The following is an 11,625-nucleotide window of genomic DNA, read 5'->3' as shown; positions in this document are numbered from 1 at the left end:
GGCCGATAAAGGGTATTAGTAGGACAATTGACATATTGCCATTTCGCTTGATATCGATAACAGTATCAAGGCAGCGGAGATGACCGCCAAGACGAAAATGAAATGGCTTCGGCGACGCCGCAGGCCGTTCTGGAGCGAAACGAAGAGGCCACCGCAACTGCGTCGGAGCGTCACGGCAGAGCCGGATGGGCCGAGCGCTAACGTCGCTCCCACAAGGGGGCGCAACGAAACAACAAGGAGGGGAAACCATGTCGAAGCCAACCCATAACCGATCGACCCACCGCCGGCTCCTGGCCACCGCGTCCATGACCGCCCTGCTGGCGGTCGGCTGGACGGCGGCCAACGCCCAGACCGCGGCCGCACCCGCCAACGACGCGGCCGTCGAGGAGGTCGTCGTCACCGGCATCCGCCAGAGCCTGCAGTCGGCCGTGGCGATGAAAAAGAACACCATGGAAGTGGTGGACTCGATCCGCGCCGAGGACATCGGCAAGCTGCCCGACCCCAACGTCGCCGAGACCCTGACCCGCGTGCCGGGCGTGCAAGGCTACCGCTACGGCGGCGAAGGCGCCTCGCCGGTGGGCGTCGGCTCGGGCCTGACCATCCGCGGCCTGTCGGGCCAGACGGCGTCGCAGGTCGACGGCCGCGCCTACTTCACCGCCGGCGGCAGCGAGTTCAACATCGAAGCCGCTATTCCCGGCATGATCGCCGGACTGGACGTCTATAAGAACCCGTCGGCTGAGCATATCGAGGGCGGCATCGGCGGCCTGGTCGACGTGCGCACCCGCCGGCCTCTGGACCTGAAGGGCTTAACCGCCAGCGCCGCGATCAGCGGCAAGTACAACGACATGGTCAAGAGCCTGCAGCCGGAATACTTCGGCCTGGTCGCCAATCGCTGGAACGTCGGCGAGGGCGAGATGGGCCTGCTGCTGGCCGCCAACTACCAGAAGAGCTGGAACCGTTCCGACAACGGCCCCGGCCCCGGCGGCACGAACCTGCGCCGGGCGGCGGCGGCCAACAGCAGCGACTGCAGCGCCGCCAATCTCGGCGGGGCCTATAATGCAACCCTGTCCAGCCGTTCGGACCTGTTCTGCCTGATCTCCGTCAGCAACGCCGATGCGCTGGCCATGACGCCGGCCCAACGCGCCAACCTGATCAACTTCGCCGGCGTGCAGATCAACCAGAACGAAGAAGACATCCAGCGCACCCGCAAGGGCGTCAACGGCGCGTTCCAGTGGAAGCCGAAGTCGAACCTCGAGTTCTATATCGACGGCAACTACAACTCGTATCTGTATCACCAGAGCTACCGGTTCCTGAACTCGAGCGACAGCCGCTATGTCCAGAACCTGACGACCACGCCGTTCAGCACCACCGAAGGCCTGGCCAGCCGCAACGCCAATGGCGGCGAGGACGCGATCCTGGCCGGACAGCGCTTCGCCAGCGGCACGTTCGTCGGCTCGACCTTCAGCAGCACCGGCGGCGAGGAGCACCGCCTCTACAAGACCTGGATCCTGGCCGGCGGCAGCAAGTGGAGCCCGACCGACGACCTGGACCTGAAACTGGACGTCTCCTACGTCAAGGCCGACCAGCATCAGGACAACCGCGCCGTCAACATGGTTCCCCGGGCGGGCCTGGCCTGGAACACCACCCGAGCCATCGGCGCACCGCAACAGGTTTCGATCTCGGGTCCGGATCTCGGCAGCGCGGGCAGCTGGGTGCTCCAGAACTACGCCAACGGCACCAACAACGTCTATGACGACGCCGGCCTGGCGGCCCAGTTCGACGGCAAGTACAAGCTGCACGACAGCTTCATCGAGGACATCAAGTTCGGCACGCGGTATTATCGCAAGAAGTCGAAGTTCTATAACTACTCGTTCAGCGGCAAGAACCTGACGACCGACGGCGCCGCCCTGGCGGCCAACCAGTCGAACGGTATCTTCGCCACCAGCGTGGCGGACCTGGTCAACGGCTCGCACACCAATTGGCTGGATGGCGACGCCGGCTACGGCGGCGGCTTCCTGACCTTCAACCCGGACGCCCTGCTGGGCGACAATGTCCGCAATCGCTTCCCGCTGGCGGGCATTCCGGCCGAGGACTCGCTGCCCGAGATCGTCCTGTCGCGCCGCCTGGCGACCGAGCAGACCTTCGCCGGCTACGGCGTGGCCGACTTCTCGTTCCTGAACGACAAGATCCGCGGCAACATCGGCGCGCGGGTGGTTCGCACCGAACTGGACGCCGAGGCTCGGATCACCGACGCCACGGGTACGATCGTCCCCAACAAGAGCAGCAACGCCTACACCGACATCCTGCCGACCTTCAATATCACCGGCTACATCACCCCCGACACCTTGCTGCGGTTCGGTTACGGCCAGGGGCTGACGCGCCCCAGCGTTGGCGACATCAATCCGACGATCTCGGTCAACACCACCAACGGCACCGGATCGCAGGGCAACGCCGACCTCGCGCCGCTGCGGGCCGATAGCTACGACCTGTCGTTCGAAAAGTACTTCAACAACACCAGCTACGTGTCCGCCGCGGTGTTCTACAAGGACGTCAAGGGCTTCGTCCTGGGCGTCGAGCAATGCCAGACGGTGGCGATCGCCGCGCCCTATTCGGGGACCACGCCGAACAGCTGCCCGACCGGCCAATATCGTGTCACCACGCCGGTCAACGCCCAACCGGGCTACGCCAAGGGCGTCGAGCTGGCCTTCCAGACCTTCTTTGACTACGGGTTCCTGCCGGATATGCTGAAGAACTTCGGCGTCCAGGGCTCCTACACCTACGTCAAGACCGAACTGCCGCTGAAGCTGACCGGCGCCTCGGGGCCGGTCACCAATGTCCGCCAGCCGTTCCAGTCGGACAACAACTACAGCATCGCCGGCCTCTACGAGAACGACTTCATGTCGGCTCGCCTGGTCTACACCTATCGCTCCGACTACGTGCTGTTCGGCGTTTCGGCCAACCCGATCGACGGCCGTTACCTGAAGGGTTACGGCCTGCTCGACGCGTCGGTGAACTTCAACTTGCGCAAGGACCTGGCCCTGTCGCTGACGGCGTCGAACCTCACCAACAAGGCGCCTCAGCGCTATGTGGGCGAGCCCGACAACGGCTACGACACCGACATCCTGCGCCAGTCCTACGCCAACGGCCGCATCTATGGGGTTAGCCTCCGCTACAAGTTCGGCGGCTAAACCCGATCACTCATCCTCCCCCTGCTGCGCCGCCCTTCGGGGCGGCGCCTTTTTTGCGGACAGCCCCAGTCAGCTCGCGGGCCGCCGGCGCCGCGCCGCCAGCCAGGCCGCGAAGACGGGCAGGGCCAGCAGGGTCAGGGCGGTGGAGGTCAGCAGGCCGCCGATCACCACCGTGGCCAGAGGCTTCTGCACCTCCGCTCCTGGGCCGATAGCGACCGCCATGGGCAGGAAGCCCAGCATGGCGACCAGGGCGGTGGTCAGCACCGCCCGAAGCCGGCTCGCCGTGCCGGTGACCACCGCCTCGACGGGCTCGAGCCCGGCCGCCAACTGCTGCTTGATGCTCTGCATCAGCACCAGGCCGTTCAGCGTCGCCACGCCCGACACCGCGATGAAGCCGACGGCGGCCGAGATCGAGAACGGCGTGCCGCGCAGCGCCAGGGCGATCGCCCCGCCGACCAGGGCCAGAGGCACGCAGGCGAAGACCAATGCCGCCTCCGCCGCCGAGCCCAGGGCGAAATAGAGCAGGACGGCGATCACCAGGAAGACGGCCGGTACGATCACCGTCAGGCGGGCGGAGGCCCGTTCCAGGTTTTTGAACTGGCCGCCCCAGTCGAGCCACGAGCCGGCAGGGAGCGGAACCTCGTCGCGCACGGCGGCCTTGGCGTCGGCGACGAAACTTCCCAGGTCGCGGCCCCGGACATTGGCCTGGACGATGATCCGGCGCTTGCCGTTCTCGCGGCTGATCTGGTTGGGGCCCTCGGCGGCGTCGAAGCGGGCCACGGTCGACAGCGGGATCGCCGCCGTGCCAGGCGGCGCGCCTTCGGGCATGACCGGCAGCTGGCCCATGACGGCCGGATCGTTGCGGCGCTCCTCGTCCAGGCGGACGACGACGTCGAACCGCCGGTCGCCTTCCAGGATGTGGCCTGCCTCGCGGCCACCCAGGCCGATGGCCAGGGCGTCGGCGGCGTCGCTGGCGTGGACGCCCAGGGCGGCGGCGGCCGTGCGGTCCACCGTGGCGGTGATCGTCGGCTGGCCCGAGACCTGCTCGACCTTGACGTCGGCCGCGCCACGCACCCCGCGCAGCGCCTTGGCGACCTTCTGAGCCGTCTGGTCCATGACCGCGAAGTCGTCGCCATAGACGCTGACGGCGACGTCGGAGCGGACGCCGGCGATCAACTCGTTGAACCGCATCTGGATCGGCTGGGTGAACTCGTAGGCGTTGCCCAGATGCCGGCCCAGCGCCGTCTCCATGCGCTCGACCAACTCCGCCTTGGGCAGGCGCGGGTTGGGCCAGTCCTTGCGCGGCTTGAGGATGACGAAGGTGTCCGAGGCGCTGGGCGGCATGGGGTCCGAGGCGATTTCGGCGGTGCCCGTGCGGGTGAACACCAGGGCGACCTCCGGCATGGTCGCCAGGGTCTTCTCGACCCGGAACTGCATGGCCTGGCTCTGTTCCAGCGAGATCGACGGCACGCGCGAGGCCTGGACCATCAGGTCGCCCTCGTCGAGCGTCGGGATGAACTCGCGACCCAGGCTCAGGAACGCGACGACGCCGACCAGCAGGGCAACCCCGGCGCCCGCCGCCACCGCGACCGGCCGCGCCATGAGGCGGCGCAGCAGGGGCTCGAACCGCGCGCGAGCGGCGGTCATGACCCGGATGTCGCCGTGCCCCTTCGGTTCGCCGATCAGCAGGGCGGCCGTGGCCGGCACGAAGGTCATGGACAGCAGGAAGGCCCCGGCCAGGGCGAACATCACGGTCGCCGCCATGGGGCCGAACATCTTGCCCTCGACGCCCTCGAAGGCCAGCAGCGGGGCGTAGACCATCAGGATGATGGCCTGGCCGAAGGCGGCGGGCCGCGCCATCTCGCGGGCCGAGGACGCGGCGATCGCGATCCGCTCGCCGGCGTCCAGCGGCCGGCCCAGCTGCTTCCGGCGCAGCGTCAGTCGGCCCAGCGTGTTTTCGATCACCACCACCGCCCCGTCGACGATCAGGCCGAAGTCCAGCGCCCCCAGGCTCATCAAGTTGCCGCTGATCCCGAACCGCCGCATGGCGATGGCGGCGAACAGGAACGACAGCGGGATGACGAGGGCGGTGATGATCGCCGCCCGGATGTTGCCCAGCGCCACGAACAGCACGGCGATGACCAGCAGGGCGCCGAAGGCCAGGTTATGCTCGACGGTGGCGATGGTGGCGTCGACCAGGTCGGTGCGGTCCAGCACCGGCTTGACCACCACGCCGGCCGGCAGGCTGGCCTGGATGTCCTTCAGGCGCGCGCCGACCCGCGCGGCGACGGTCCGGCTGTTCTCGCCGGCCAGCATCAGGGCGGTGCCGATCACGACCTCGCGTCCCGCCTCGCTGGCCGAGCCCAGGCGCGGAGCCTGACCGATCACGACGGTGGCGACGTCCGAAACCCGGACCACCGCCGCACCACGCCGGCCCACCGGGGTCTCGGCCAGTTCGGCCAGCGTCTTCACCCGGGCGTCGGCGCGCACGATATAGGCCTCGCCGCCGCGCTGGACATAGCCCGCGCCCTCGACGCGGTTGGCGTGCTCCAGGGCTTCGATCAACTGCGGCAGGCTGATGCCGAACGCCGCCAGCTTGGCCGGGTCGGGCTGGACCACGTACTGCTTGACGTAGCCGCCCAGCACGTCGACGCCCGCCACGCCCTTCAAGGTCTTCAGCTGCGGGGCGACGATCCAGTCCTGGACCGTGCGCAGATAGGTGGCCTTCTCGACGTCGGTGGTCAGGCGGTCGCCCTCGGGGGTGACGTAGGCCGCGCCAGGCCGCGCCGCGGAGCCCGACAGCTCGACCGTCCAGATATAGACCTCGCCCAGTCCGGTGACCGGCGGGCCCATGGCGGGCTCAAGCCCGTCGGGCAGATTGGCCCGGGCCGCCTGCAGCCGCTCGTTGATCAGATTGCGGGCGAAATAGAGGTCGGTGGCGTCTGTGAAGACGGCGGTGATCTGCGAGAAGCCATGCCGCGACAGCGAGCGGGTCTCGACCAGCCCCGGGATGCCGGCCAGGGCCGTCTCGACCGGGAAGGTGACCTGGCGCTCGACCTCTTCGGGGCCGAGGGCCGGGGCGATGGTGTTGATCTGCACCTGGCGGTTGGTGATGTCGGGGACCGCGTCGATGGGCAGGCCGGCCAGTTGGCTTCCGCCATAGGCCAGCAGGGCAATGGCCAGCAAGGCGACGATCCAGCGGAAGTGGACGGAAAGGTCGATCAGGCGCGCGAGCATGGCTTAGTCCTCATGTCCGGCTTCGCCCTTGCCGAGTTCGGCCTTGAGCAGGAAGGCGCCCTTGCCGGCGATGCGTTCGGTTCCTGTCAGGCCGCGCAGGATCTCGGTGGAGCCGGCGGCGATCCGTCCGGGGGTCACCGGCGTGGCGCGGAATCCGCCGGCCTCGACCACGAAGACGACCGGACGGCCCTCGACGGCCTGGACCGCCTCGCTGGGCACGATGATCGCGCCGCCGGTCTCCGCGCCGGTCATGACTCGCGCCGAAACGACGGATCCGATTGGCGCGGTCCGGTCCGAGGGCGTCGCCCGGACGGCGGCGGTGTTGCCCCCGGACGCGCCGGGCGCCACGGCGCTGATCGTGGCCGGGACCTGCTGGCCGTCGGGAGTCTGCACCTGGATCACTTGGCCCAGCCGGATCGAACCGGCCGCGGCCGCCGGGGCGTCGAAGACGTATTCCGCGCGGCTCGGGTCGGCGATCTCGGCCACCAGGGCGCCCTGGGTCAGGAAGCCGCCGACCTGGGCGTCGAGCCGCGTGACCACCCCCTTGATCGGGCTGCGCAGGACCGCGACGCCGTTGGCGCCGGGCCCGCCCATGGCGCGGACCTGGGCTTGGGCGGCGCGCTGGTCGGCCTGCGCCTTCTCGGCGGCGGCCTGGCTGGTTTCCCAGTCCTGGCGCGAGACCACGCCGGCTTCGAACAGGCGACGGTCGCGGATGGCGGCGGCCTGAGCCGCCCTGGCGCCCGCGCCCGCGGCGTCGAGACTGGCTCGACCCAAGGCGGCGTCGGCGCTGCGCAAGGTGGCTATCGGCGATCCGATGGCGACCGCCGCGCCGGTCGAGACGTGGACGCGCTCGACCGCCCCCGACACCGGCGCGCCCAGGGCGGCCAGGGCGTTGGCGGCCAGGGTCACGCGCCCGGGCAGCAGGATGTCGACCCCGCCGCCGCGCCGGGGGGGGACGATCGAGACACCGGCCGCCGCCGCGTCGGCCGGCTTGAGCGGCACGAGGCCGGTCTCGCCGTGATCGCCGTGCTCGACGCCGTCCTTTTCAGAGGCGGGGGCGGGCGCGGCCGGGCGGTCCTGGAACAGCTGAGCGGCGCCATAGCCGAGCCCGGCGGCGGCGATCAGGGCGATCGCGGAAACGATGAGGGAGCGGCGGACGATCACGGTTGGACTCCGAAGGGGATGCGGCCCTGGGCGCGGGCGAGGTCGGCCAGCGCCTTGACGCGGGCCAGCTTGGTGTCGACGGCGCGCCCCCGCGCGGCGATCAGGTCGCGACGGGCGGCCAGCAGTTCGGATAGCGGCAGCCGGCCGGCGTCGTAGCCAATCCTGGCCAGGCGATAGGCCTCGGCGGCGGCCGTTTCGGCCTGGCGGGAGGCGTCCAGCGTCTGGTCGGCGGCGGCGACCTGGGCGGCGGCCGCGCGGCGGTCGCCCTCCTGCTCAGCCTGGGCCATGGCCAGCCGGGCCTCGGCGGCCTGGGCGTTGGCCGTGGCCGCCGCGACCGCGCCGCGGTTGCGGTCGAACAGCGGCAGGGGCGCGGAGATCCCGAACACCGCGGCCGTGGCGTCCTCGTCCTGGAACCGGCGAACCCCGAAGCTGACGGTGAGATCGGGCGTGCGCCGCGCCCGCTCCAGGTCGACGCGGCGCTGGGCGGCGTCGCGTTCGGCGCGCGCGGCGGCGATGGCCGGGCTGAAGCGAGGCTCCAGCGGCGCCGGGGCCGGGACGGTCTCCAGCAGGCCGCCCGTCACCGCTGTATAGCGATCAGCCGAGCCGGTCAGGGCGCTGAGGCGAGCCAGGGCCGTCTCGGCGTCGGCCTGGGCCGCGCCCTGGTCGGCCCGCGCCGCGGCTAGTCCCGCCTCGGCCTGGACGGCCCGGACCTTAGCCTCCTTGCCGTGGTCGACCAGCAGGCGGGCGGCCCGGGCGTCGGCCTGGGCCAGGTCGACGCCGTCGCGGGCGATCGCCAGGCGCTGCTGCGCCGCCTCGGCGCCGGCATAGGCCAGCGCCAGATCCCGGGCGAAGTCGACCTCTCCCAGGGAGGCGCGGGCCTGGGCGGCGGCGAGGTCGGCCCTGGCCGCCGACGTCCGCGCGCCGCGCTTGCCGCCCAGCTCCAGCGGCTGGTCGATCGACAGGGTCGTTTCGGCGCCGCCGAAGTCCTTGTAAGGGCCGGAGCCGGCGGCGTTCTCGACTGTCAGGCCGAGCGTGGGGTTGGGGCGGACGGCGGCCTGGGCCGCCTGGCCTGCGGCGGCGCGGGCCTCGGCGGCGCCTAGGGCCAGTCGGGGGGCGGAGGCTTGGGCCTGTTTCAGCAGGTCCGGGAAGGCCGGCGCAGTCTGGGTCGCGGCCGAAGCGCCTAGCACCCCGGACGCGACGCAGGCCAAGGCCGCGCGTAGCGGCCATCGGTTCGATGACATGGAGATTCCTCGCGATCAATGGACGACGGCGCGCGCAAGGCGCGCGAGCCGTCAGCCGCGAGGCGGTCGGTGGGGTCCGGACAGGGGACGCGAGGCCAGCGCCTGGGCGGAGGTCGCCGGGTGTTCGGAGAGAACCGGGATGGGCGCCGGTACTGTCCCGGCCGGGGCGTCGAGCAGGGCGCCGCCATGGTGGCAATGGCCCCCGACGCAGCAGGCGGCCTCGCAGGGCGCGCCATGATCCCGCGGATCGTCCTGGAGGGCTTGGCCAGCGGCCACGCCCGTCTCGACGCCAACCAGAGCAGCGGCGGGGCTGTCGCAGATGCAGGCGGCCATGCTCACCGAAGGGGCGACGACGAGCAGCGCCAGGACGCAGGCGGCCATCAAGCCGCTCAGGTTCCGCCACCATGTCATCTTCGGACGCATGACGGTCCTATAGCTTCGGCGGTCGCCCTTGAGAACGCGTTACATGATTACACCGCCGCCCGCCTCAGCTGGCGCGGCGCCAGGTCTGGGTCTTGCAGAAGGGCGCGACGATGCAGCCCTTCAGGCTCAGCCGCCCGTCCGGGCGCAGGGTCATGACGCCCTTGTAGGTGCCGCCGTCCTCGGGATTGTAGACCCAGCCGTCGCCCCAGTGGCCCGGGCCGATCGCCCGGACCTTCATGAACATCAGGTTGCGCAGCGGCCGGCCGCGCTGGGCCGCGTCGCGGTTGCGGACGTCCTTCTGGCCAGGATCAGCCTGGATGTGCGGCGAGGTGACGATATAGCCGCACAGGCCGTCGCCGCAGCGTTCCAGTCGAACGGTCGAGCCGCCGTCGCCGGGCGCGTTCCACAGGCCCGTCACGTCGGCGGGCGCCGCGCTCACCGACGCGGCCAGGGCCAGGGCCGCGATCACGCCACCGCCTCCACCGGGGCGTAGGCCGCCGAAAGGTCCCGCTCGGCCTGGCGCATCAGCGCCCGGTCGTCGTGCTGCCAGGGGTGGAAGCCTGGCCGGAAGTAGGAGAAATAGGCTCCCAGCACCTGCCGCAGCATGCCCGGCTTGACCAGCATGAAGCGCAGGAGCTGACGCCAGCTGCGAGCGTTGTTGATGCCGTCGGCGGTGAAGATGTCGCCGATGTTGCTGCCGACGGTGGCGAACAGCAGGCGGGTGGCGGCGATCATGGTCATGGTGCGCAGCGTCCAGCGCCGCCAGGCCGGCAGCCGCGCGGCCGCCAGCATGAAGGTGTCATAGGCGACGGCCTTGTGCTCGACCTCTTCGATGGCGTGCCAGCGCCACATGGCCTTGGCCTCGTCCGAGGCGCCCTCCAGGTGGCGCGGATCAGCCAGCAGGGCGTGGGCCAGAATAGCCGTGAAGTGCTCGAGCGCGACGGTCGCGCCCAGCTGCTGCAGCGGCGGCCGGCTGCGGGCGAAGGCCAGGCGGTCGCGCGTGCGCTGCTCCATGGTCGCGACGTCGAAACCGTGGTCGGCGACCTGCTTGTTGAAGAACAGGTGCTCGCGGGTGTGCATCGCCTCCTGGGCAAGGAAGCCGGCGATCTGCTGGCGCAGCTCCGGCGAAGCGATGTTGCGATAGTGGCGGACCGCGTCCATGAAGAACCGCTCCCCCAGGGGGAAGGTCACCGACAGGGCGTTGTAGAACGCGGTGCCCACCGGGTCGCCGCCCAGCCACCAGCGGCCGGTGGGCGTTTCGCGGCCGAAGGCCATGTCGCGGGCGCGGATGTCGAGATCCGACGGGGTCTTGTCCAGCTTGCTCATCTAAAGGGACTCCTGGCGCGCCGTCGTCGACGGCGGCTGGCATGGGAAGCCGCGGGCGGTCACGCGCCTGGCGTGACGGAAGCTCCGCGCGGGGTGAGGCGGACGGGATCGGGAGCCGCGGGGCGCGCCATGAACCGTCCGGTTCCGCGACCTCGCTCCGGTCGTCGCGGCGGCGTGGCGTGGAAAGGCCTGGGCCATGGCGGCAACATCTCCTAAACTGCCTGTCAATAAGGCGACGATTCTGGACCGCCCAGATCGCCGTCGGACCGCGGAATATATCGACGCCCGACGATATCTACATGCATGTAAGTTACATTGATGTCAATAGAGAGTCCTGAAATCGGGACGACCGCCAAGCGTCGACGTCGGGTGCCCGAAGTCGCGCGCCGCGAGGCCCTGGCCTCGGCGCGGCAGTTGCTGATCAGGTCGGGGCCGACGGCCGTCACCCTGAAGGCGGTGGGCGACGAGATCGGCGTGACTCACGCCAACCTGATCCATCACTTCGGCTCCGCGGCCGGCCTGCAGTCGGCGCTGATGGAATCGATGGTCCGCGACCTGACCGACGCGCTAGGGGCGGCGGTGGAGCAGCTGCGCTCGAATCCCGGCGCGCCCAGGGCCCTGGTCGACGCGGTGTTCGACGCCTTCGACCAAGGCGGGGCAGGGCGCCTGGCCGCCTGGATCGCCCTGTCCGGCGACCTCCAGCACCTGGAGCCGGTTCGCGCCGCGGTGCGCGACCTGGTCGACGCCATCTGCGAGACCTTCGCCGCCGAAGGCGAGCAGACCCATCACCGCGTCACCTCGGCGGTGCTGTTCATCGCGCTGTACGCGTTCGGCGACGCGGTGATCGGCGCGCCATTGCGCGACATGCTCGATCGCGAAGACGACGCGGGCCGCAAGATCGTGGCCCGGCTGCTGCCGACCTTCCTGTTCTGACGCTGGCGTCCAGCGCCCTCGCGACAGCGGTTGACGTCAAGTCAACCGCGACGGGTTTACATCCTATGCGAATGTCGCCCATGCTGTCGTTGACTCCAATATAAATAGTGACG

8 protein-coding genes are annotated in these 11,625 nt (G+C 70.2%); 2 read left to right on the top strand and 6 right to left on the bottom strand.

All coding sequences use genetic code 11. The annotated features are described in order from the left end of the window. Positions 1–248 precede the first annotated feature (248 nt). Positions 249–3,188 carry a TonB-dependent receptor gene (locus G3M57_RS19000; RefSeq protein ID WP_163232331.1) on the top strand — a complete coding sequence of 980 codons (2,940 nt, stop codon included), beginning with the start codon at positions 249–251 and terminating at the stop codon, positions 3,186–3,188. Between the two features lie 69 nt (positions 3,189–3,257). Here G3M57_RS19000 and G3M57_RS18995 read toward each other — a convergent pair whose 3' ends face one another. The 6 genes from G3M57_RS18995 to G3M57_RS18970 form a co-directional block, all read right to left on the bottom strand. Then, positions 3,258–6,425, bottom strand: a complete 3,168-nt coding sequence (locus G3M57_RS18995; RefSeq protein WP_163232329.1) for an efflux RND transporter permease subunit — start codon at positions 6,423–6,425, stop codon at positions 3,258–3,260. Positions 6,426–6,428: 3 nt separating this feature from the next. Next, positions 6,429–7,589 carry an efflux RND transporter periplasmic adaptor subunit gene (locus tag G3M57_RS18990; protein ID WP_230983677.1) on the bottom strand — a complete coding sequence of 387 codons (1,161 nt, stop codon included), beginning with the start codon at positions 7,587–7,589 and terminating at the stop codon, positions 6,429–6,431. Then, a complete protein-coding gene (locus G3M57_RS18985; protein ID WP_163232327.1) occupies positions 7,586–8,830 on the bottom strand; it encodes a TolC family protein in 1,245 nt (414 codons plus the stop codon). Before G3M57_RS18985 ends, G3M57_RS18990 begins: the two co-directional genes overlap by 4 nt. 51 nt (positions 8,831–8,881) lie before the next feature. Beyond that, on the bottom strand, positions 8,882–9,211 hold the full coding sequence (locus G3M57_RS18980) for a hypothetical protein (protein ID WP_244322571.1): 330 nt from the start codon (positions 9,209–9,211) through the stop codon (positions 8,882–8,884). Positions 9,212–9,317: 106 nt separating this feature from the next. Continuing rightward, on the bottom strand, positions 9,318–9,722 hold the full coding sequence (locus G3M57_RS18975; RefSeq protein ID WP_163232324.1) for a DUF2147 domain-containing protein: 405 nt from the start codon (positions 9,720–9,722) through the stop codon (positions 9,318–9,320). Next, positions 9,719–10,579 (bottom strand): metal-dependent hydrolase, encoded by an 861-nt coding sequence (locus G3M57_RS18970; RefSeq protein ID WP_056757837.1) that lies wholly within the window; start codon positions 10,577–10,579, stop codon positions 9,719–9,721. The genes G3M57_RS18975 and G3M57_RS18970 overlap by 4 nt, the downstream gene beginning before the upstream one ends. Positions 10,580–10,897: 318 nt before the next feature. Between G3M57_RS18970 and G3M57_RS18965 the strand changes: the two genes are divergently transcribed. Continuing rightward, positions 10,898–11,512 (top strand): TetR/AcrR family transcriptional regulator, encoded by a 615-nt coding sequence (locus G3M57_RS18965; protein ID WP_056757834.1) that lies wholly within the window; start codon positions 10,898–10,900, stop codon positions 11,510–11,512. Positions 11,513–11,625: the final 113 nt, after the last annotated feature.

The sequence above is a fragment of the Caulobacter rhizosphaerae genome, from assembly GCF_010977555.1.
GTDB lineage: Bacteria > Pseudomonadota > Alphaproteobacteria > Caulobacterales > Caulobacteraceae > Caulobacter > Caulobacter rhizosphaerae.
Note: the sequence above shows the minus strand (reverse complement) of the source record. Positions and strands in the feature narration are given on the sequence as shown.

Excerpts from the sequence above, each read along its gene's own strand:
- G3M57_RS18970 (WP_056757837.1), bottom strand. The coding sequence starts at position 10,579 with ATGAGCAAGCTGGACAAGACCCCGTCGGATCTCGACATCCGCGCCCGC.
- G3M57_RS18995 (WP_163232329.1), bottom strand. The coding sequence starts at position 6,425 with ATGCTCGCGCGCCTGATCGACCTTTCCGTCCACTTCCGCTGGATCGTC.
- G3M57_RS18965 (WP_056757834.1), top strand. The coding sequence starts at position 10,898 with ATGTCAATAGAGAGTCCTGAAATCGGGACGACCGCCAAGCGTCGACGT.
- G3M57_RS19000 (WP_163232331.1), top strand. The coding sequence starts at position 249 with ATGTCGAAGCCAACCCATAACCGATCGACCCACCGCCGGCTCCTGGCC.
- G3M57_RS18985 (WP_163232327.1), bottom strand. The coding sequence starts at position 8,830 with ATGTCATCGAACCGATGGCCGCTACGCGCGGCCTTGGCCTGCGTCGCG.
- G3M57_RS18980 (WP_244322571.1), bottom strand. The coding sequence starts at position 9,211 with ATGGCCGCCTGCGTCCTGGCGCTGCTCGTCGTCGCCCCTTCGGTGAGC.